Genomic DNA, 22,055 nt, shown 5'->3' with positions numbered 1-22,055 from the left:
GTATAAGAAGTATGTTGTCTTACTTCATTAGGAAGAAAAGAAAAAGGTCGATTTCGACCTTTTTTTTCTTTTATGATCTAGAAAGTCATGTTAGAATGTAGTTGAAAACATGAAGGTTCGATAGAATTACAACTGGAATTTTCGTTTTTTCTGAATAAATAAGAAAAAAACGTCGGGAATAGGTGTAATTCGTTCAGAAAAGGGGGATTTTGATGGAGCATTTAAAACATCAAGATGAGAAGGTATTTGCTGCAATTGAAGCGGAACTAGGAAGACAACGTTCAAAAATTGAACTAATTGCTTCAGAGAACTTCGTAAGTGAAGCTGTAATGGAAGCGCAAGGTTCTGTATTAACAAACAAATATGCAGAAGGTTACCCTGGAAAACGCTACTATGGTGGCTGTGAACATGTGGATGTAGTAGAAGATATCGCTCGTGATCGCGCAAAAGAAATCTTTGGTGCAGAGCATGTGAACGTTCAACCACACTCTGGTGCACAGGCAAACATGGCTGTATACTTCACAATTTTAGAGCATGGCGACACAGTCCTTGGCATGAACTTATCCCACGGTGGTCATTTAACACACGGAAGCCCTGTTAACTTCAGTGGCGTACAGTATAACTTTGTAGAATATGGCGTAGATGCTGAAACACATCGCATTAACTATGATGATGTATTAGCAAAAGCGAAAGAACATAAACCGAAACTAATTGTTGCAGGTGCTAGTGCATACCCACGCGTGATCGATTTCGAGAAATTCCGTGAAATTGCGGATGAAGTTGGTGCATACTTAATGGTAGATATGGCTCACATTGCAGGTTTAGTTGCAGCGGGCTTACATCCTAACCCAGTACCACATGCACATTTCGTAACAACAACAACACATAAAACATTACGCGGCCCACGCGGCGGTATGATTTTATGTGAAGAAAAATTTGCAAAGCAAATTGATAAATCAATCTTCCCTGGTATTCAAGGTGGACCATTGATGCACGTTATTGCTGCAAAAGCAGTTGCATTTGGTGAAGCCTTGCAAGAAGACTTTAAAACATATGCACAAAATATCATCAATAACGCACACCGTTTAGCAGAAGGTCTTCAAAAAGAAGGACTTACACTTGTTTCTGCCGGAACGGACAACCACCTAATCTTAATCGATGTTCGCAATTTAGAGATTACTGGTAAAGTGGCAGAGCACGTATTAGATGAAGTTGGAATTACAGTAAATAAAAACACAATTCCATTCGAAACAGCAAGCCCGTTTGTAACGAGTGGTGTACGTATCGGTACAGCAGCAGTAACGTCTCGTGGCTTCGGCTTAGAAGAAATGGATGAAATTGCAGCAATTATCGCTCATACGTTAAAGAATCATGACAATGAAGTAGCATTAGAAGAAGCGCGTAAGCGTGTAGCTGCACTAACAGATAAATTCCCAATGTATACAAATCTATAATAGGTAGATTGAAAAAGGCTGTTGAAACGTATCGTTTCAGCAGTCTTTTTCTGATAGGTGCGATTTGATAATAAAGTGAAACTTCCAGCAGTGTGGGGGTTTTCTTCATCCCACCTACTGGTTAGCCCTCACGAATCGGGCTTTTACGGGCAGTCATCCCCCACCTATCTTCCTCGTTTCTCTCTGAATCTTGAGATGGGGGTCTTATTTCCCACGAATAGCGGGATAAATCATGCTGACTCATGTATATTGCATGGGAAGGACATATCACACACCTCATGTATGTATACAAACTATGAATAAACTTTGTATATATCGTGAAGGATACGGTTTCCATAATTGGTAAAGATATTAGGTAGAACGATAACGGATTTGAAACTTTCCCAAATTTGCCCTTGAATATTGGCGGCGTTTTCTTTACAATCGTAAATAGTGCAAAACGGCGTGTCCTCACGCATGAATATCATCTGAAGGAGAGATTCACATGGGAAAACTGTATGTATTTGATCACCCGTTAATTCAGCATAAGATTACATATATTCGCGATAAAAATACAGGTACAAAAGAATTTCGTGAATTAGTGGATGAAGTAGCAAGTTTAATGGCATTTGAAATTACACGCGATCTTCCACTTGAAGAAATCGAAATCGAAACGCCTGTAAGCAAAGCGACAACAAAAGTAATCGCTGGTAAAAAACTTGGTTTAATTCCAATTTTACGTGCGGGCTTAGGAATGGTAGACGGGATTCTAAAGTTAATTCCAGCGGCAAAAGTAGGCCATGTTGGTTTATACCGTGACCCGAAAACATTGCAACCTGTAGAATACTATGTGAAACTTCCAACGGATGTAGAAGAACGTGACTTTATCGTACTTGATCCGATGTTAGCAACAGGTGGTTCAGCAGCAGAAGCAATTAACTCTCTGAAAAAGCGCGGTGCGAAACAAATTAAATTAATGTGTATCGTAGCTGCTCCAGAAGGAGTAAAAGTGGTACAAGAAGAGCACCCTGATGTTGATATTTATGTAGCAGCATTAGATGAGAAATTAAATGATCATGGTTATGTTGTTCCTGGTCTTGGCGATGCTGGTGACCGTTTATTTGGAACGAAATAAGACAACAGACGAGAGGAATTTCCTACTCGTCTGTTTTTTATTCATCCCGCTACTCGCGGGCAGTAATACCCCACCTCAAATTTCTGCAGGAAACAAAGAAGTTAGGTGGGGGATAAACTGCCTATAAGAGCCCGATTGGTGAGGGATGGAGGAAACCCTCCACTGAGAAAAGTTTCACTTTATGTATAAGAGGGGAGGGGAAGAGAACTTTAGATTGATGGGATACAGATATGGAATTTTTTGTATATGCAACATAACTTGCATATATACCACATATACTATAGAGGTCTTATCTCAGTAAAATACTATATTATAGAAGGAAAACGTTATATCTTAAAAATATAATCGTGACAAACTTGTGAACTTTTCCTTCCATTATAAAGAAAAATCTCTTAGAAATTAGACATCTTTCACCAGTATTTTAAAGGGGAACGTTTTCATTTTTGGTAGAAAATGACTAATACTCAAATTTTTTGATTTTTTACGATTTCTCGTTGACACTGCTAATACCCTATTGTATGCTAACAACGGGGATAGATGGTAGGGCTTTCAGTGACAAAAATGCATCTAATCCGTGACGAAAAAGTAAACTTTTTATTTTGTATAGGATTTATGCAAAAAAATGAGTTATTATTAACACATCGTGAATGAGGTTACATAATTGGAGGGATGAATCCTTGCAAAAAAACGATCGCAACCCGGTAAAAGCATATGCTTTAATGACAGGAATTCTTGCCCAGTTAGTTGGTTCCATTCTTATTGGAATCTTTGGTGGACAATGGATTGATAGTAAGGTTGGGACGTTTCCGTTGTTTCTTATTATTGGCTTATTGCTTGGATTAGGAACAGGGGTTTATGCAATGGTTCGACTCATTCAACATTATTATTCGGGAGAGCAATGATGATAGACGTACATGGACTTGTCCAAAGACAAAAGAAATATATGTACTACTTGCTTGCACTTTTTGTACTAGGATGGGGATGTACCTCTTACAAGGATGTATTTCTTGGACTGATTATCGGAACGATTTTCAGTTTTCTTAGTTTGCGCATCATTGCACGTAGAACAGACAAGCTCTTAGATCGCGTTACAAATGGAGAAAACGTGAAATTTAAGGCGACCGCTGTTAGTACATATTCGAGATTTGCCACGATAGGGTTATTAATTTTATTTGCAGCAAAATATCAGCATTTAATTGCGATGTGGAGCTTAGGTGTAGGATTGCTGACAGGATATCTTGTCATGATCATAGATTTTCTTTATTTAGAGTATAAGAGCAGGGAAGAGAGGTGAATTACTAGTGGAACACGGTAAATTAGTTAAATTTCTAGGTTTAACGTTCGATTTGTCCTCAGTCATGATGGTTACTGTTGCAGCACTCATTGTTTTCTTAATCGCTGTTATCGGAACTCGTCGCTTAGCTCTTCGTCCAACGGGAATGCAAAACTTCCTTGAATGGATTCTAGACTTCGCAAAAGGGATCATTAACAGTACGATGGACTGGAAAACAGGTGGACGCTTTTTAACACTCGGCGTTACGCTTATGATGTTTATTTTCGTATCAAACATGCTCGGCCTACCATTCATGTATTCAACAACTGAGGCTGGCGAACACATTGCATGGTGGAGATCGCCAACGTCTGACCCAGCAGTTACATTAACATTAGCCGTGATGGTAGTTACCCTCACCCATTATTATGGAATTAAGATGAAGGGTACAAAAGAATATTTAAAAGGTTTTTTCCAACCTATGAAGTTCTTATTTCCTTTAAAGGTTATTGAGGAATTTGCTAACACATTAACGTTAGGTCTTCGTCTATTCGGTAACATCTATGCTGGTGAGATTTTATTAGGATTACTTGCCAAATTAGGTGGAAGTGGAGTATTTGGAGCATTAGGTGCTATTGTACCAATGTTAGCGTGGATGGGATTCAGTGTGTTTGTTGGTTCAATCCAAGCATTTATCTTTACAATGTTAACGATGGTGTACATGGCGCATAAAGTAAGTCATGACCATTAATATACTTTAATAAGTAAGTAAAAAAATCTATTTTTTTATAATACAAAGGAGGACATTTCAAATGAGTTTAGGTGTAATCGCAGCTGCAATTGCAATTGGTTTATCAGCATTAGGTGCAGGTATCGGTAACGGTCTTATCGTATCACGTACAATCGAGGGTGTTGCTCGTCAACCAGAATTAAAAGGTCCACTTCAAACAATCATGTTCATCGGGGTTGCATTAGTAGAGGCACTTCCAATTATCGGTGTAGTTATTGCATTCATCGTAATGAACAAATAAGGGATAGCTCCCCTTACATAGATGGCGAAGAGTGTTTTTTGACTTTCTTCGCCATTGCTTTATGAACGAAATAGTTGTCTTTTTTTCATATGGTCAATTTAGATATTTGAAGGGAGTGAATCCTTGTGCCAACTTTATTATTAGGAGCTGCCATTCCATTCGGAACGATCGCTTATACATTGTTCGTTTTCCTAATTCTATTAGTGATGCTTCGTAAATTTGCTTGGGGTCCTTTAATGGGAATTATGAAGGAACGTGAAGAGCATGTTTCTAATGAAATCGATGCTGCAGAAAAGAACAATGCAGAGGCGAGAAAATTAGTAGAAGAACAACGTGAGATGTTAAAACAATCACGTGTTGAAGCGCAAGAGTTAATCGAAAGAGCGAAAAAGCAAGCTGTAGATCAAAAAGACAGTATTGTTGCTGCTGCAAAAGAAGAAGCAGAATCAATTAAAGCATCTGCTGTACAAGAAATTCAACGCGAAAAAGAGCAAGCAATTGTTGCTCTGCAAGAACAAGTCGCTTCTTTATCTATTCAAATTGCTTCTAAAGTAATTGAAAAAGAATTAAAAGAAGAAGACCAAGTAAAATTAATTCGCGATTATATTAAAGAAGTAGGAGAAGCGCGATGAGCAATGAGATTGTAGCTAAACGTTATGCTGTCGCTCTTTTTCAAATCGCAAAAGAAAAACACGTATTAGAAATGTTTGAAGAAGAATTGCGACTTGTACAAAACGTTTTTGTAAAAAACGGAGAACTACATAGCTTTTTAACACAACCAAGCATTTCAAAGGAACAGAAAAAAACATTTCTTTCTAACGTGTTTTCTTCTATTTCTGAATCGATCTTAAATACGTTATACATTTTAGTTGATAACAAGCGTATCGAAATATTACCTGAAATTGCAAATGAATATGTTGCTCTTGCAAATGAAGAGCGTAACGTAGCAGACGCGACTGTATATTCGATTCGTCTTCTATCTGAAGATGAAAAGCTTAGCGTTGCAGAAGCATTTGCAAAGAGAACGGGAAAAGATGCAATTCGCATAAAAAATGTTGTAGATGAAGATTTACTAGGCGGCATTAAAGTCCGTATTGGAAATCGCATTTATGATGGAAGTTTACAAGGAAAGTTAGCACGTATTCAGCGTGAACTTATGAAGAATAGATAGGGGTGAAGCACATGAGCATCAGAGCTGAAGAAATTAGCGCACTGATAAAGCAACAAATCGAGAACTATCAGTCTGAAATCGAAGTTAGTGATGTTGGTACAGTTATCCAAGTTGGTGACGGTATCGCACGTGCTCATGGTCTTGATAACGTTATGGCTGGTGAACTTGTAGAGTTCGCTAACGGCGTTATGGGACTAGCACAAAACTTAGAAGAAAACAACGTAGGTATCATTATTTTAGGACCTTACACAGAAATTCGTGAAGGTGATGAAGTTCGTCGTACAGGTCGCATCATGCAAGTGCCAGTAGGGAAAGAACTAATCGGCCGTGTTGTAAACCCATTAGGTCAACCAGTAGATGGTTTAGGCCCAATCAATACAACAAACACTCGTCCAATTGAAAGTCCAGCTCCAGGTGTAATGGATCGTAAATCTGTGCATGAGCCACTTCAAACAGGTATTAAAGCGATCGATGCGCTTGTACCAATTGGTCGTGGTCAACGTGAGTTAATCATTGGTGACCGTCAAACTGGTAAAACAGCAGTTGCACTTGATACAATCATCAATCAAAAAGATGAAGATATGGTTTGTATCTATGTTGCAATTGGACAAAAAGAATCAACAGTACGTAACGTAGTAGAAACACTACGTAAGCATGGTGCATTAGAGTACACAATCGTTGTAACAGCATCAGCTTCTCAACCAGCGCCATTATTATACTTAGCTCCTTATGCTGGTGTAACAATGGGTGAAGAATTCATGTACAACGGTAAACACGTATTAGTAGTATATGATGACTTATCGAAACAAGCAGCTGCTTATCGTGAGCTTTCATTACTATTACGTCGTCCTCCAGGTCGTGAAGCATATCCAGGGGATGTATTCTACTTACATTCTCGCTTACTAGAGCGTGCAGCAAAATTAAGTGATGCAAAAGGCGGCGGTTCTTTAACAGCGTTACCTTTCATCGAAACACAAGCAGGGGACGTATCAGCTTACATCCCAACAAACGTAATCTCTATCACGGATGGACAAATCTTCTTACAATCTGACTTATTCTTCTCTGGTGTGCGTCCAGCGATCGATGCAGGTACTTCTGTATCTCGTGTTGGTGGATCTGCTCAGATTAAAGCGATGAGTAAAGTATCAGGTACACTTCGTCTTGACCTTGCATCTTATCGTGAATTAGAAGCGTTCGCTCAGTTCGGTTCTGACCTTGATAAAGCAACACAAGCGAAATTAAACCGTGGTGCGCGTACAGTTGAAGTATTAAAACAAGGATTACACAAACCGTTACGAGTAGAGAAACAAGTTATGGTTCTTTACGCTCTAACACGTGGATTCCTAGATGATATCCCAGTAGCAGATATCACTCGTTTTGAAGAAGAATTCCATGCTTGGTTAGATTCAAATGCAGCTGAATTATTAAGCGAAATTCGCACAACAACAAAACTTGCGGATGACGAAAAAATGGCTGCAGCAATCAATGGCTTCAAAAAAGTCTTTGTAGCTTCTGAATGATAAAAAGCGGAAGCGGCTCGTTTAGAACGTGAGGGGGAATGGAGCTTCAGACGAAGAGGCGTTCTTTGCCTCGCAGGAAGAAGCGAAGCCACCGAGCATTCTAGCCGCTAGATTATATAAAAGGCAACTCTTACAGGGATTGCTGACGGTTATGTAGAGGAAAAGAGTAGGTGCACCTATTCTTTTCCTTCAATCATGAGCAAGAGTATCTTGCAACGTAGATTAGGAAGATGAACCAAAAGGATTCTTACTAATCGTGCCAACTTCCGGAAAAAAGGTGGTGAAAACCTGTGGCATCTTTACGCGATATAAAAGCGAAAATTAACTCGACTAAGAAAACGAGTCAAATTACGAAAGCGATGGAGATGGTATCTGCATCGAAGTTAAGTCGTGCAGAGCAAAATGCTAAATCTTTCGTTCCGTATATGGAAAAGATTCAAGAAGTAGTAGCGAGCATCGCGCAAGGTAGTAAAGGAATCAATCATCCAATGCTAACAGCGCGTCCTGTGAAGCGAACAGGATACATCGTTATTACATCTGATCGCGGACTAGCAGGTGGTTATAACAGTAACGTTTTACGTACAGTGAGTAACGTAATTCGTGAACGTCACAACATGGATTCAAACCAATATTCAATTATTGTGCTTGGACGACTAGGTCGTGATTATTTAAAACGTCGTGGCTTTAACATCATTGATGAAGTAGTTGGACTTTCTGACCACCCATCATTTACAGATATTAAAGATCTTGCTTCTCGAGCAATTGCGATGTTTGCAGATGGTGCTTATGATGAGCTGTATATTTACTACAACCATTTTGTAAGTAAAATTTCACAAGAAGTAACGGAAAATAAAATTTTACCGCTTACGGAAGTGACGTCTGATAAACCGACGACAGCATATGAATTTGAACCTTCAGAAGAAGATATTTTAAAAGTATTATTGCCACAATACGCAGAAAGCTTAGTGTACGGTGCATTACTAGATGGTAAAGCAAGTGAACACGCAGCGCGTATGACAGCAATGAAAAGTGCTACAGACAACGCGATGGAAGTTATCGATACACTTACACTTTCATTCAACCGTGCTCGACAAGCAGCGATTACGCAAGAAATTACGGAAATCGTTGGTGGCGCAGCAGCGTTAGAATAAAAAGGCGGAGCCGACTGTTTAGCCTCGAAGGCTAAGGTTCTTTCCCGCAGAAGGTGCTTTTTACCTTCTGGTGGGGAAGGTTCTTAGACGGAAGGGGCTAGGAGGCAAAGCTAGAATAGTAATAAAAAGTGGAAGCGGCTTGTTCAGAATGAGAGGGGGATGGAGCTTTTGACGTAGAGGCGTTCTTTGCCTCGTAGGAAGAAGCGAAGCCACCGAGCATTCTAGCCGCTGGAGCTAGATTCAATAAAAAGCGGAAGCGGCTCTTTCGGAAGAGTCGCCAAAGCTACACTAATAAAAAAATGAAAGCCGACTCTCATAGAAAGCTGGCTAATTTAAAGAAAGCTAGGAGGGAACCCGATGAATAAAGGGCGCGTTACGCAAATCATGGGTCCGGTTGTAGACGTTAAGTTTGATGGCGGAAAGCTACCAGAAATCTACAATGCCCTTACGGTACAACAACGCAATGAAAACGGAACAAGTATTAACCTAACATTTGAAGTTGCACTTCACTTAGGTGATGACACAGTTCGTACAGTTGCGATGTCTTCCACAGACGGACTTGTTCGTGGTACAGAAGTAGAAGATACTGGTAAAGCAATTTCCGTTCCAGTTGGTGATGTAACACTTGGTCGTGTATTCAACGTATTAGGTGATGCGATTGACTTAGATGGTGAGATTCCAGCGGATGTACGCCGTGATCCAATTCACCGTCTTGCACCTCAATTCGAAGAATTATCTACAAAAGTAGAAATTCTTGAAACTGGTATTAAAGTAGTAGATTTACTTGCACCATACATTAAAGGTGGTAAAATCGGTCTATTCGGTGGTGCCGGTGTAGGTAAAACGGTATTAATCCAGGAATTAATTAACAACATCGCACAAGAGCACGGTGGTATTTCTGTATTCGCTGGTGTAGGTGAGCGTACTCGTGAGGGTAACGATTTATACCACGAAATGAGCGATTCTGGCGTAATCAAGAAAACAGCGATGGTATTCGGACAAATGAACGAGCCACCTGGAGCACGTCAACGTGTTGCATTAACAGGTTTAACAATGGCTGAACATTTCCGTGATGAGCAAGGACAAGACGTACTATTGTTCATCGATAACATCTTCCGTTTCACACAAGCTGGCTCTGAAGTATCTGCCCTTCTTGGTCGTATGCCATCTGCGGTAGGTTACCAACCAACGCTTGCAACAGAAATGGGTCAATTACAAGAGCGTATTACATCTACAAATAAAGGGTCTATCACGTCTATCCAAGCGGTATATGTACCAGCCGATGACTATACTGACCCAGCACCAGCAACAACATTCGCTCACTTAGATGCAACAACAAACTTAGAGCGTCGTTTAACACAAATGGGTATTTACCCAGCGGTAGATCCATTAGCGTCGACATCTCGTGCGCTTTCTCCAGAAATCGTAGGAGAAGAGCATTATGAAGTAGCTCGTCAAGTACAACAAACGTTGCAACGTTACAAAGAGCTTCAAGATATCATCGCTATCTTAGGTATGGATGAGATCTCTGAAGAAGATAAGTTAATTGTACAACGTGCTCGTCGCATTCAATTCTTCCTATCACAAAACTTCCACGTGGCAGAGCAATTTACAGGTCAAAAGGGATCTTACGTACCTGTAAAAGACACAGTTCGTGGTTTCAAAGAAATTCTAGAAGGAAAATATGATGACCTTCCAGAAGATGCATTCCGTCTTGTTGGTAGTATTGAAGAAGTTATTGAAAACGCGAAGAAAATGATGGCGTAAGGCCTTAGGAGGGACGCGTTATGAAGACATTTCCAGTCAGTATTGTAACTCCTGATGGACCGGTTTACGAAAAAGAAGTAGAAATGGTAAGCGTGAAAGCAGAAGGTGGGGAAATGGGGATCTTACCAGGTCACATTCCAACTGTTGCACCGCTGAAAATTAGTGCGGTTCGTTTGAAAAATGGCGGTCACACTGATTATGTTGCAGTAAGCGGTGGCTTTATCGAAGTTCGTCCAGATAAAGTAACAGTATTGGCATCATCTGCTGAAGAAGCAAACCATATCGATATTCATCGTGCAAATGAAGCGAAGCGCCGTGCTGAGCAACGTATGCAAGATAAACAAGTACATGTTGACTTCAAACGTGCAGAAATGGCGCTGCAGCGTGCAGTAAACCGTTTGAATGTTTCTGATATGAAATAAGAAAATCCGTAAAGGTCCATTCCTTTACGGATTTTTTTTATTTTATTTTTTAGTAATTATGTACATAAAATCTTATATTTTCCAAAAAAACGATCCGAAATGTTATAATTGTATTTGATAAATTCATAAATTGTTATGAATATAGTAATCATACAAATTCTATTCATAAAGGAGAAGAGGAAATTGATTGGTGAAATGAAACGGGAAGCATTAGAATCTTTAAAAGGAAGGTGGGGGCTGGGTGTTGGTGCAACACTCTTATATTATATTTTGACGTATGCTGTTATGTTCGTACTGTTTTTTATTTTTTTAATACCTTGTGTACTTTTAGTTTTAGCAATGGGTGGATTTGCAGACATATTTTCTGAGGAAGCCTTTTCAATTGGTGCTCTTATTATTTTATTATTGTTTTATGTTGTTTTTATAGTGACTGTGTTTGCCTCACAAGGTATTACATATTATGGGTATAGTAATACTGTTTTACAGTTAAGTAGAAGAAGTGAGGTTGTAATAGATTCTGTATTTGAAGGATTTCGCGGTTTTAAAAGAATGATGAATACTATGAAAGCGATGGTTTTAATTCTTCTCTATTCAGGAGTATGGCTTCCTTTCCTAGTGACGGTTATATTTATGATTATATTTGCATTCTCTGGATCGGATGGCTATACGGCATTCTCAATTGCATACCCTGTTTTATTATTTATTACAATTATTTATATAATTATTGCGTCTTTTTCCTACGCGATGACATTTTTTGTGTTAATCGATCATCCAGAGTATCCAGTTTTACAAGCAATGAAAGAAAGTAAAACCATGATGAAAGGACATAAAATGGATTTGTTTCTTTTATGGCTTAGCTTTATCGGATGGTGTGTGTTAGCGATATTTACTTTAGGCATCGGATTTTTATGGGTTGTACCATATATGTATACTACAACCGCGCACTTTTATCGACATGTATCAAAAGATGAAGAGTGGTAAGGATAAGAAGGAAAACAAAGTGTACACGTACACTTTGTTTTTTTGAGTATAAGACAATGTATCTGTAAAATGTTATAATTATATAATTAATATAAGGTGTGTGGGTTCAATTTTTATTGATAGAGAGTGTTCCACCATCGGAGTCTTATGAGGAGGGTTATATGATTAGTACATTAAAGAGGCAAGCGCTTGATGCGTTGAAAGGGAAATGGTTGTTAGCTGTAGGAGCTACCTTGCTGATTGCCATTCTTGTTTTCGTTGGTCAGGCAGCTGTTACATTTAGTTTTGCAGCAGTTTGGAGTCTTAAGGAAGCGAAGGAATCACTAACTGTTGAGATTGTATCAATGCTTATTATTGGCCCATTAACTTTGGGCGCGTATTATCTTGCATTGAATGCAGCTCGCAGACATGAAGTTCGCATTGGCCATATATTTAGATGGTTCCAAGATGGAAACAAATTTATAAAGTCGTTTTTAACATATTTATTGATTATGGTGTACCTTTTCCTATGGACACTATTGCTTATTATTCCAGGGATTATTAAATCATTTTCTTATTCCATGACTTACTTTATTTTAAATGATCATCCAGAGTATTCGATGAATCAAGCCATTACGGAAAGTCGTCGCATGATGGATGGACATAAAATGGATTATTTCCTATTATGTTTAAGTTTTATCGGTTGGTTCTTGCTAAGTGTTATCACGTTAGGAATCGGCTTTTTATGGTTAGCGCCATACTTCTATACGACTACGGCTGAATTTTATGAGGAAATTTTAAAGGATTATAAAAAAGAAGACACTTCTTTTTAAATGATAATAACAAGCATGGACATTAATTGTTCATGCTTGTTGTTTTTTTGAGAAGCTCGTGTTGCTTCTATAATTTATCCCGCATTAACGGGCAGTAATACCTCCACCTCAAAGTTCTGCAAGGAGAAAAGAAGTTAGGTGGGGGATAAACTGCCCGTAAAAGCCCGATTCGTTCAACTAATGATCAGTGGGGATGAAGAAAACCCCCACTGATCAAAGTTTCACTTTATTTTACACGTTTAGAGAAAATAGTAAAAAAATGAAGGGTATTGATCCCGGTTTGATCAAAGTTTCACTTTATTTACTTACTGTTTCTTTTTCCCAATATATCGACATAAGAATTTGAAGTTTGGTATAATAAAAATAATTGCATTATTTAGAAAAATTTAAAAATAATAAATGATGCAAGTGAATCATATTGTTTACTAAGTGAACTTGTTCTTATTAAGGGGGGAGGGTTTCACAGTGGCAAATGTATATGAAAATAGTTATATGATTGTTGGCATCTTTCTACTAGTGGGTATATTACTGCCGGTAGTAGCTCTTACATTAGGAAAACTGTTGCGCCCATATAAACCGAGTGCAGCAAAAGAAACGACGTACGAAAGCGGAATTGAACCATATCATGATGCAAATGTTCGTTTTCATGCTCGTTACTACATTTTTGCATTGCTGTTTGTCATTTTTGATGTGGAAACCGTATTTTTATATCCGTGGGCTGTCGCATATGACAAGCTTGGTCTGTTCGCGCTTGTTGAAATGTTGATCTTTGTTATTATGCTGCTTGTTGGTCTGGCATATGCTTGGAAGAAGAAGGTGTTACAATGGCTATAAATTTTGAAGATTTACACCCAGGGGAGCGTGCGGAACTCGAGAGAAATATCTTTTTTACAACACTGGAACAGGTAAAGGGATGGGCGCGTAGCAATTCTTTATGGCCAATGACATTTGGACTCGCATGCTGCGCTATTGAAATGATGGGAGTTGGCTCATCGCATTATGATTTAGACCGATTTGGGTCATTCTTTCGCACATCACCGAGACAATCCGATGTCATGATTGTTTCTGGGACAGTAACGAAGAAAATGGCACCGATTGTTCGTCGTTTATACGATCAAATGCCGGAACCGAAATGGGTAATTGCGATGGGATCTTGTGCGACAGCTGGTGGCCCGTATGTGAACTCCTATGCTGTTGTTAAAGGAGTGGACCAAATTGTACCGGTAGACGTATACATTCCAGGTTGTCCCCCGAACCCAGCTGCTTTAATTTACGGGATTAATAAATTAAAAGAGAAGATTCGTTACGAAGCAAAGACTGGAAAGCAGGTGACGAATAGATGAGCGATCCAAATAAAGATATAGAGAATATGAAAAAAGAGGCTGCAAGACATGCGAAGGAAGAAGCGCGGAAGCGACTCGCGGCAGAGCACGAAGTAGAAATATCTAAAAGTGATGTACAAGAAGAAAAAGAGAAAGCGCTACCAAAAGATAACGAGGTAAATATAGAAGAAGCAAAACGCCGTGCTGCAGAGGAAGCGAAGGCAAGAGCGAAAGAACTAGCGGCACAAAAGGAAATAAATCGTGGCGCAGCTTCTGATGAGGAAAAGGCGAAAGCAAAAGCCGCGGCAGCAGCAAAGGCAAAGGCAGCTGCGTTAGCGAAGCAGAAGGCGACAGAAGGCGTAGCAGTATCGGATGAAGAAAAAGCAAAGGCAAAAGCGAAAGCCGTGGCAGCAGCAAAGGCAAAGGCAGCTGCACTAGCGAAGCAGAAGGCGACAGAAGGCGTAGCAGTATCGGATGAAGAAAAAGCAAAGGCAAAAGCGAAAGCCGTGGCAGCAGCGAAGGCAAAGGCAGCTGCGCTAGCGAAGCAGAAGGCGACAGAAGGTGGAGCGGTATCGGATGAAGCAAAGGCAAAAGCGAAAGCCGTGGCAGCAGCAAAGGCAAAGGCAGCTGCGCTAGCGAAGCAGAAGGTAACAGAAGGCGGAATAGTATCGGATGAAGAAAAAGCAAAGGCAATCGCAGCGGCAAAAGCGAAAGCTGCAGCTGCAGCAAAGGCAAGAGGGGCCGGGGTAAAGAAGGAGGAAGAACCAAAAGTAGAAGAGCCATCACCGAACCAGCCCTATTTAGATGCGTACCTGAAGATTGTAAAGGAGAAAACGGGCGAACATTCGCTAGCAGATTACTATATTAATAACCTTTCAAAGGATGTGCCAACGCTTGTCATCAAGCTGGAACATTATTATGAGGTAATGGAATTATTGCGAAATCATGAAGGACTGGCTTTTGATTATATGTCGGAGCTTCATGCGACGGATTTTGTAACACATATGGAAGTGTATGTTCATTTGTTTTCATATGGAAAGAGGCAGTCTGTAGCAGTGAAGGTGAAGCTGGATCGTGAAACGCCGAAAGTACCGTCGATTGCATCGCTATGGAACGGAGCCAATTGGCCGGAGCGTGAAGCGTACGATTTGCTTGGTGTTGTATTTGAAGGACATCCAGATTTAACGCGTATTTTAATGCCAGAAGATTGGGTTGGTTATCCGCTTCGGAAAGATTACGAGCCATTGGATGTGGAGGTGTAGCAAATATGATTCGTACAGAAGAAATGTTGTTAAATGTAGGACCGCAGCACCCGAGTACGCACGGTGTATTTCGGCTTGTTATTAAAATCGATGGAGAAATCATTAAGGAAGCTACACCTGTCATTGGTTATTTACACCGGGGAACGGAGAAGATTGCAGAGAGTTTGCAGTATACGCAAATTATCCCGTATACAGACCGAATGGACTATTTATCAGCGATGACTAATAACTATGTCATCTGTCATGCAGTCGAGACGATGATGGGTCTTGAGATTCCAGAGCGTGCGGAATATTTGCGGGTTCTAGCGATGGAACTTGGCCGCGTTGCAAGTCATCTTGTTTGGTGGGGAACAAACTTGCTTGATATCGGGGCTGTTAGCCCGTTTCTATATGCATTCCGGGAACGGGAGATGATTATTAACCTGCTAAATGAATTGTGCGGCGCACGGCTTACGTTTAACTATATGCGAGTGGGCGGCGTGAAATGGGATGCACCGGACGGCTGGATTGAAAAGGTCCGTGAGTTTGTCCCTTATATGAGAGAGCAACTGCAAGGCTATCACGATCTTGTGAGCGGGAATGAAATCTTCTTACATCGTGTGAAAGGTGTGGGAGCGTATAGCGCGAAAGATGCCCTTTCTTATTCGCTGAGCGGAGCGAATTTACGCTGTACGGGTGTAAAGTGGGATCTTCGCAAGGATGAACCGTATTCCATTTATGATCGTTTTGATTTTGATATTCCGGTTGGCAAAGAAGGAGATGCTTGGGATCGTTACGTTTGCCGCATGGAGGAAATTGAGGAATCCCTGAAAATTATCGAACAGGCTGCCCAGCAGTTTCCCGTAGACGGACCGACGATGGCAAAGGTGCCGAAAATTATTAAGGCGCCAAAGGGCGAGGTCTTTGTCCGCATTGAGTCACCACGCGGAGAAATCGGTTGCTATATTGCCAGTGAAGGGAAGAAAGAGCCGTATCGTTTGAAATTCCGCAGACCGTCTTTTTACAACTTGCAGATTTTACCGAAGCTTTTGAAAGGCGAAAATATCGCGAACTTAATTACGATTTTAGGTGGCGTTGATATTGTACTTGGGGAGGTTGATGGGTGATGATACAGCACCTCTTAGAGTCACCGACAGGTTGGACGAACTTTCTTATCTTTTTTGGATTAGCAGTCTTGCTCCTGTTTGCTGTTCTTGGTTTTGTTACATACGGGATTTTAGCAGAGCGGAAAGTGATGGGATTTATGCAAGGCCGGATTGGTCCGAACCAGGTTGGTGGACGATTTGGTTTACTGCAAACCGTAGCTGACGTGTTAAAGCTGTTATTAAAAGAGGATAGCATTCCGAAGGCTGCGGATAAGCCGCTGTTTATATTAGCACCTGTCATCGCATTTGCACCGGCCTTTATGGTGCTCGCAGTGATTCCGTTTACGGATAAGTTTCAGTTTGCTGATATTGGAGTGGGACTTCTTTATTATATTGCCATTTCAGGTATTACAACGATTGGTGTTGTGACTGGGGGCTGGGCATCAAACAATAAATATTCGTTATTAGGCGGAATGCGTGCCGCGGCGCAGATGATTTCTTACGAGATTCCGCTCGTGATGAGCGTAATTGGTGTCGTTTTGTTAGCGGGTAGTCTGAACTTAAATGAAATTGTACAGTCTCAAGAGAAGATTTGGTACATCTTTGTGCAGCCAGTTGGGTTTGTCATTTTCTTAATTGCTGCTGTAGCGGAGTTAAACCGGACGCCGTTTGATTTGCCGGAAGCAGAATCGGAGCTTGTCTCTGGCTACCATACAGAATACTCGGGTTTCCGCTGGGCGTTCTTTATGCTTTCTGAATACGTGTACTTCTTTGGAATGGCGTCGCTTATAACGGTGTTGTTTTTAGGAGGGTGGCAGCCGATTCTGTTCCTTGGCTTTATTCCCGGTGCCGTTTGGTTTGCATTAAAGTTCAGCTGCGTTGTTTTTCTATTAATTTGGTTTCGCGTGACGTTCCCGCGTATGCGAGGCGACCAATTGATGGAGTTTGGCTGGAAGGTACTATTGCCAATCGCGCTTGCAAACATTTTCTTAACGGCATTGATTAAGGAGTTGTTCTTCTAATCTAAAAGGGGGTGCCAGTAAGACATGAAGGGATTATTTAAAGGTCTAAAGTATACGCTTAGCAACCTAAGTAAGAAAAAGGTAACGTACGATTATCCGAATCAACCATTGCCACTACCAGATCGCTTCCGCGGCATTCAAAAATTTTATCCGGAAAAATGTATCGTTTGTAACCAATGTGCAAATATTTGTCCAACTGATTGCATTCAATTAACCGGGAAGAAGCATCCAGACCCTACGAAAAAAGGGAAAATCATAGATACGTATGATATTAACTTTGAAATTTGTATTCTTTGCGATTTGTGCACCGAGGTTTGTCCAACAGAAGCGATCGTCATGACAAATAACTTCGAGCTTGCTGAGTATACGCGAGATGATTTGTTTAAAAATTTACAGTGGCTCGATGAAAATGATGAGAATGTCAGAAGGGAGAATAAAGCATGAGTGGCGAGTTGGTAGCGTTTTTAGCATTGTCCTTAACGGCGATTATAGGCGGTGTTCTTATGTTGAACTTAACGAAAGTGATGCATATGATGCTCGCCCTTGTGTTTACGTTTCTTAGTATTGCAGGATTGTACTTTTTGTTATCGGCAGAGTTTGTAGGGGTTGCGCAAATTTTGATTTATTCCGGGGCCATTACGATTATTATGATTTTCGGCATTATGTTAACGAAGCATAACGCCGAAAGTGAAGGGGGCTTTAATCTCCGAAAATTGGTCGTATTTCTTGCGGTTGTAGCATTTGGTGCGGTGATGTACTTTGCTGTTAATAATATTGAGTTTACAGACCGCAGTACGCAGGGTGGGTTAGCGCTTCATGAGGAAAATACACTTCAAATTGGAACATTGCTGTACTCAAAATATATTATCCCATTTGAATTAACATCGGTTATTTTACTTGTTGCACTTATTGGAGCAATTGTACTTGCGAAGAAGGATGAGAAGGAGGAAGATTCCCATGAGTAGCGTCCCAGCTTCCGCGTACTTAACCCTTGCGATTATCCTGTTTTGCATTGGTTTATTCGGAGCTTTAACAAAGCGTAATACGGTTATTGTATTAGTGTGTATTGAACTAATGTTAAACGCAGCGAATTTAAATTTAATTGCTTTTAGTAAATTAGGCTTTTTTCCAAACTTAACGGGACAAATTTTTTCACTGTTTACGATGTCTGTTGCGGCGGCGGAAGCGGCGGTGGGACTTGCGATTTTAATTGCGTTATATCGCAACCGTGCAACGGTGAATGTAGATGAAATGGATTCACTAAAGCATTAACATTGTGACCGAAAAGGGGGAAGGAAACAATGATCAATTACGCATGGCTCATACCGCTTTTCCCGCTTGCCTCATTTCTTTTGCTCATTATGTTCGGGAAGAAACTGAGAGAAGGAAGCTGTTTACTCGGCATCCTCCTTGCATTTCTTTCCTTTGTGGGTGCGGTACTTGTATTAATAGAACGATTCTCATCAGGAACGGTCAAACAGCAATGGGTATGGCTACAGATTAGTGATGTAGATATTTCGTTTGGTTTTGAGATTAACGCACTAAATGCCTTAATGCTCTTTATCGTTACACTTGTCAGTTTACTCGTACATGTGTATTCGAAAGGATATATGCATAATGAGGAAAGGCTTCCTGTTTTCTATGCATACTTAGGGCTATTTACCTTTGCGATGCTAGGGCTTGTCATCTCCACAAACTTATTACAGCTGTATGTATTTTGGGAGCTAGTTGGACTTGGCTCGTTCTTACTCATCGGCTTTTACTTTTTTAAAGAAGAAGCGAAAGCCGCTGCGAAAAAAGCGTTTATTATGACTCGCATTGGAGATGTGGGCTTATTTATCGGGATAATCTTACTCTTTTGGCAAACTGGTAGTTTTGAGTATGATGCAATCTTTAAGGCAGTTCAATCTGGAGAAATAGCGCCTGCAATGATTACGCTCACTGCAATTTTAATCTTTGTCGGTGCGATGGGGAAATCCGGTCAGTTTCCGCTGCATACGTGGTTGCCGGATGCAATGGAAGGACCAACGCCCGTATCGGCACTTATTCATGCAGCGACGATGGTAGCGGCTGGGGTGTATTTAGTAGCAACGATGTTCCCGCTTTTCTCCGCAAGTGCTGTAGCGATGCAAACCGTCGCTGTCATTGGCGCCTTTACCGCGATTTTTGCAGCGTCCATTGGGCTTGTGCAGACGGATATTAAACGAGTCCTTGCGTATTCAACAGTTAGTCAGCTTGGCTATATGATGCTCGCTCTTGGTTCGTCTGGATACGTTGCAGGTGTCTTTCATTTAACGACGCACGCTTTCTTTAAAGCATTACTTTTCTTAGCGGCAGGAAGCGTCATTCATGCGGTGCATACGCAAAATATTAAAGAAATGGGCGGATTGCATAAGAAAATGAAAGTAACCGGTACGCTCTTCTTGATCGGTACGCTGGCCATTAGCGGAGTCCCACTCTTCTCAGGATTCTTTAGCAAAGATGAAATTTTAGCGGCAGCGTGGATGCACGGCAATTACGGTTTATTCGTCCTTGCGATCATCGCGGCTTTCTTTACAGCGTTCTACATGTTCCGTTTATACTTTCTTGTTTTTACAGGAGAGGCTCCTGCAGAGCAAAAGAATGTGCACGAATCTCCGCGCGTGATGACGTTTCCGATGATTGTCCTCGGTGTCCTCGCCGTGTTAGCAGGTTACATCAATACACCGTGGTTCGGAACCTTCCTTGGGGATTGGCTTACAAAAGATGTCCAGTTTCAAGTCGAGAAAAGTCATGGTCCTATCTGGATTATGGTTGTTGCGACGCTTATTTCACTAGCAGGTATTTTCTTGGCGTACCTCATGTATGGAAAACGTTCTATTTCCAAGGACTGGGCTGGCGGAAAAGAAACAATGACGTACAGCATATTGAAGGAGAAATATTATATAGATGAAATCTATAGCACTGCAGTACTCCCGCTCGTAAAAGGAATTGCGATTGTACTTCGTTTTTTTGAAACATATATCGTTGAAGGAATCGCACTGTTGATTGGTAGTATAGTACGAGGTACTAGTAGCGGTGGTTCCAAATTACAAAATGGGAAGGTACAAATGTATGGAACAGTGACTGCTGTTTCTTTAGCGGCATTAGTTGTCATTCTGTTATTTACAGGGGGGTATTGGCAATGAATGCATTCTTATTATCGTTCTTCATTTTTTCACCGCTTCTTGGTATTCTCATGCTCGCGTTAACACCTAGTAAAGAAGTAAGAGCAGCGCGGGTTCTCGGCCTATTTGGAACGTTGTTTCCGCTCGGCATCGCTATTGTTCTGGCCAGTACATATGCTTCCGGAAAGAGCTTAACGATGTTTGCGGAAAAGGTAAAATGGATTCAATTTGGGCGTTTTCCAGATGTGGATAAAGAATTTTTTTCCATTTATTATGAGCTTGGCATCGATGGTTTTTCGCTTGTGCTGATGTTCTTAACGGCGCTTTTGGCAACATTTGCTGCGATAAAGGCGTTTTCAATTCAGAAACATGTAAAAGGATTTTATATGCTGCTACTAATACTTGAGATTGGTATGCTAGGTGTCTTTGCCGCAGAAAACTTACTCTTGTTCTTCGTTTTCTTTGAAATTACATTGCCACCGATGTTTTTACTAATTGGAAAGTGGGGGAAATTGAATAGCGAAAAAGCAGCGTATAGCTATTTAATCTATAACGGCATTGGCTCTGCTATTTTACTGATTGCCTTTTCTATCCTCTTTGCGAAAACGGGTACAACGAATATTACAGAGCTAAAAGAGATTTTGACAGGAGCTGAAACGACACCTAGTGGCATGATTTCAGATTCCTTGCAGCTTGGTTTATTCCTTTCTCTTATGATTGCATTTGCAATTAAGCTGCCGGTATTTCCGTTGCATCGCTGGATGGTGAATGTGCACGTACAAGCCCATCCTGCGGCAGTTATGCTACATGCAGGTGTTCTACTGAAGATTGGAGCATATGGGATTGTCAGGTTTGGGAAAGAGTTATTTCCAGAACAGTTTAACGACTTTGCGATAGTGTTTGCCATTTTAGGTGTGGTCAATTTGCTGTATGGTGCGTTTTTGGCACTGGTTCAAACGGATTTCCGAAAAGTGTTAGCCTACTCTAGTATTTCTCATATGGGAATTGTCTTAATGGGATTGGCTGCACTCAATGCAGCAGGTATGAAAGGCGCGTTATTTCAATTGGTGTCCCACGGTTTAATTGCTGCTTTACTGTTCTTCTTGCTCGGCATGATTGAGGAGCGCTTTGGGACTTCTGATATAACCAAGCTGGGTGGCTTGGCAAAACAAGTACCAGTGCTGAGCGGTTTTCTATTAGCCGGAAGCATGGCTTCGCTCGGCCTCCCGGGCATGTCCGGATTTGTCAGCGAATTTCTCGCATTCCTTGGATTATTCCAAACAAAGCCGATCATCGCTGCGATTGGAGCACTTGGCATTATTTTAACAGCGGTATATGTCCTTCGGGCTACCTTGCAAGTTACATTCGGAAAAGGGGACTCGGAGCCGAAGCGGGATGTGCATGGCTGGGAATACGTTCCGATTGTTTTGCTTCTCGCTTGTATTATCGTGATAGGTGTTATACCGGAAATGCTGGGAATGCCGCTGCAAGACACCGTAAAAATGCTGGGAGGTAGATAGGATGG

Annotated in this window: 25 protein-coding genes; all 25 read left to right on the top strand. The window is 40.9% G+C overall.

Features of this window, described 5'->3' with window-relative positions; genetic code table 11:
* Positions 1–212 precede the first annotated feature (212 nt).
* The 25 genes from glyA to QUF99_RS27335 all read left to right on the top strand — a co-directional run bounded on the left by glyA (position 213) and on the right by QUF99_RS27335 (position 22,050).
* Positions 213–1,454: a serine hydroxymethyltransferase gene (gene glyA / locus QUF99_RS27455; RefSeq protein ID WP_289374316.1), complete on the top strand. Its 1,242-nt coding sequence runs from the start codon at positions 213–215 to the stop codon at positions 1,452–1,454.
* A gap of 484 nt (positions 1,455–1,938) precedes the next feature.
* Complete coding sequence (upp, locus tag QUF99_RS27450) at positions 1,939–2,568, top strand: uracil phosphoribosyltransferase (RefSeq protein WP_286122858.1); 630 nt, start codon at positions 1,939–1,941, stop codon at positions 2,566–2,568.
* A gap of 537 nt (positions 2,569–3,105) precedes the next feature.
* A complete protein-coding gene (locus QUF99_RS27445) occupies positions 3,106–3,219 on the top strand; it encodes a DUF4024 domain-containing protein (protein ID WP_289374315.1) in 114 nt (37 codons plus the stop codon).
* A 26-nt stretch (positions 3,220–3,245) separates the two neighbouring features.
* Positions 3,246–3,470 carry an AtpZ/AtpI family protein gene (locus QUF99_RS27440; RefSeq protein WP_289374313.1) on the top strand — a complete coding sequence of 75 codons (225 nt, stop codon included), beginning with the start codon at positions 3,246–3,248 and terminating at the stop codon, positions 3,468–3,470.
* Positions 3,470–3,862: an ATP synthase subunit I gene (locus tag QUF99_RS27435; RefSeq protein WP_286122856.1), complete on the top strand. Its 393-nt coding sequence runs from the start codon at positions 3,470–3,472 to the stop codon at positions 3,860–3,862. Before QUF99_RS27440 ends, QUF99_RS27435 begins: the two co-directional genes overlap by 1 nt.
* Before the next feature lie 7 nt (positions 3,863–3,869).
* Complete coding sequence (atpB, locus tag QUF99_RS27430) at positions 3,870–4,589, top strand: F0F1 ATP synthase subunit A (protein WP_289374311.1); 720 nt, start codon at positions 3,870–3,872, stop codon at positions 4,587–4,589.
* 61 nt (positions 4,590–4,650) lie between these two features.
* Positions 4,651–4,869, top strand: a complete 219-nt coding sequence (gene atpE / locus QUF99_RS27425; protein WP_286122854.1) for a F0F1 ATP synthase subunit C — start codon at positions 4,651–4,653, stop codon at positions 4,867–4,869.
* Between the two features lie 125 nt (positions 4,870–4,994).
* Positions 4,995–5,501: a F0F1 ATP synthase subunit B gene (gene atpF, locus QUF99_RS27420; RefSeq protein WP_289374309.1), complete on the top strand. Its 507-nt coding sequence runs from the start codon at positions 4,995–4,997 to the stop codon at positions 5,499–5,501.
* The gene (locus QUF99_RS27415; RefSeq protein ID WP_289374308.1) at positions 5,498–6,040 is read left to right on the top strand and encodes a F0F1 ATP synthase subunit delta; all 543 of its coding nucleotides are present in this window, start codon (positions 5,498–5,500) and stop codon (positions 6,038–6,040) included. The genes atpF and QUF99_RS27415 overlap by 4 nt, the downstream gene beginning before the upstream one ends.
* An 11-nt stretch (positions 6,041–6,051) precedes the next feature.
* Entirely contained in the window at positions 6,052–7,560 is a 1,509-nt protein-coding gene (gene atpA, locus QUF99_RS27410; protein WP_289374306.1) for a F0F1 ATP synthase subunit alpha, read from the top strand.
* A 290-nt stretch (positions 7,561–7,850) separates the two neighbouring features.
* The gene (atpG, locus tag QUF99_RS27405) at positions 7,851–8,711 is read left to right on the top strand and encodes a F0F1 ATP synthase subunit gamma (RefSeq protein ID WP_289374304.1); all 861 of its coding nucleotides are present in this window, start codon (positions 7,851–7,853) and stop codon (positions 8,709–8,711) included.
* Between the two features lie 357 nt (positions 8,712–9,068).
* On the top strand, positions 9,069–10,478 hold the full coding sequence (gene atpD, locus QUF99_RS27400; protein ID WP_289374303.1) for a F0F1 ATP synthase subunit beta: 1,410 nt from the start codon (positions 9,069–9,071) through the stop codon (positions 10,476–10,478).
* A 20-nt stretch (positions 10,479–10,498) separates the two neighbouring features.
* Positions 10,499–10,900 (top strand): F0F1 ATP synthase subunit epsilon, encoded by a 402-nt coding sequence (gene atpC, locus QUF99_RS27395; protein WP_289374302.1) that lies wholly within the window; start codon positions 10,499–10,501, stop codon positions 10,898–10,900.
* Between the two features lie 183 nt (positions 10,901–11,083).
* Positions 11,084–11,881, top strand: a complete 798-nt coding sequence (locus tag QUF99_RS27390) for a DUF975 family protein (RefSeq protein WP_289374301.1) — start codon at positions 11,084–11,086, stop codon at positions 11,879–11,881.
* Positions 11,882–12,042: 161 nt separating this feature from the next.
* A complete protein-coding gene (locus tag QUF99_RS27385; protein WP_289374300.1) occupies positions 12,043–12,693 on the top strand; it encodes a DUF975 family protein in 651 nt (216 codons plus the stop codon).
* Positions 12,694–13,158: 465 nt separating this feature from the next.
* Positions 13,159–13,527 (top strand): NADH-quinone oxidoreductase subunit A, encoded by a 369-nt coding sequence (locus tag QUF99_RS27380; protein ID WP_289374299.1) that lies wholly within the window; start codon positions 13,159–13,161, stop codon positions 13,525–13,527.
* Entirely contained in the window at positions 13,518–14,036 is a 519-nt protein-coding gene (gene nuoB, locus QUF99_RS27375; protein WP_286122843.1) for an NADH-quinone oxidoreductase subunit NuoB, read from the top strand. Before QUF99_RS27380 ends, nuoB begins: the two co-directional genes overlap by 10 nt.
* A complete protein-coding gene (locus QUF99_RS27370; protein ID WP_289374298.1) occupies positions 14,033–15,277 on the top strand; it encodes an NADH-quinone oxidoreductase subunit C in 1,245 nt (414 codons plus the stop codon). Before nuoB ends, QUF99_RS27370 begins: the two co-directional genes overlap by 4 nt.
* Before the next feature lie 5 nt (positions 15,278–15,282).
* Positions 15,283–16,383, top strand: coding sequence for an NADH-quinone oxidoreductase subunit NuoD (gene nuoD, locus QUF99_RS27365; RefSeq protein WP_289374296.1), 1,101 nt, complete (start codon positions 15,283–15,285; stop codon positions 16,381–16,383).
* On the top strand, positions 16,383–17,384 hold the full coding sequence (gene nuoH / locus QUF99_RS27360) for an NADH-quinone oxidoreductase subunit NuoH (protein ID WP_289374294.1): 1,002 nt from the start codon (positions 16,383–16,385) through the stop codon (positions 17,382–17,384). The genes nuoD and nuoH overlap by 1 nt, the downstream gene beginning before the upstream one ends.
* Before the next feature lie 24 nt (positions 17,385–17,408).
* Positions 17,409–17,828, top strand: a complete 420-nt coding sequence (gene nuoI, locus QUF99_RS27355; protein ID WP_289374292.1) for an NADH-quinone oxidoreductase subunit NuoI — start codon at positions 17,409–17,411, stop codon at positions 17,826–17,828.
* Complete coding sequence (locus QUF99_RS27350; protein WP_289374290.1) at positions 17,825–18,349, top strand: NADH-quinone oxidoreductase subunit J; 525 nt, start codon at positions 17,825–17,827, stop codon at positions 18,347–18,349. The genes nuoI and QUF99_RS27350 overlap by 4 nt, the downstream gene beginning before the upstream one ends.
* Positions 18,342–18,656 (top strand): NADH-quinone oxidoreductase subunit NuoK, encoded by a 315-nt coding sequence (gene nuoK, locus QUF99_RS27345; RefSeq protein ID WP_286122837.1) that lies wholly within the window; start codon positions 18,342–18,344, stop codon positions 18,654–18,656. Before QUF99_RS27350 ends, nuoK begins: the two co-directional genes overlap by 8 nt.
* 29 nt (positions 18,657–18,685) lie before the next feature.
* Positions 18,686–20,551, top strand: a complete 1,866-nt coding sequence (nuoL, locus tag QUF99_RS27340; protein WP_289374289.1) for an NADH-quinone oxidoreductase subunit L — start codon at positions 18,686–18,688, stop codon at positions 20,549–20,551.
* Positions 20,548–22,050: an NADH-quinone oxidoreductase subunit M gene (locus QUF99_RS27335; RefSeq protein WP_289374287.1), complete on the top strand. Its 1,503-nt coding sequence runs from the start codon at positions 20,548–20,550 to the stop codon at positions 22,048–22,050. The genes nuoL and QUF99_RS27335 overlap by 4 nt, the downstream gene beginning before the upstream one ends.
* Positions 22,051–22,055 lie beyond the last annotated feature (5 nt).

This window comes from Bacillus sp. DX4.1 (assembly GCF_030348195.1).
Lineage (GTDB): Bacteria > Bacillota > Bacilli > Bacillales > Bacillaceae_G > Bacillus_A.
This window is presented reverse-complemented; position numbering and strand designations above follow the sequence as displayed.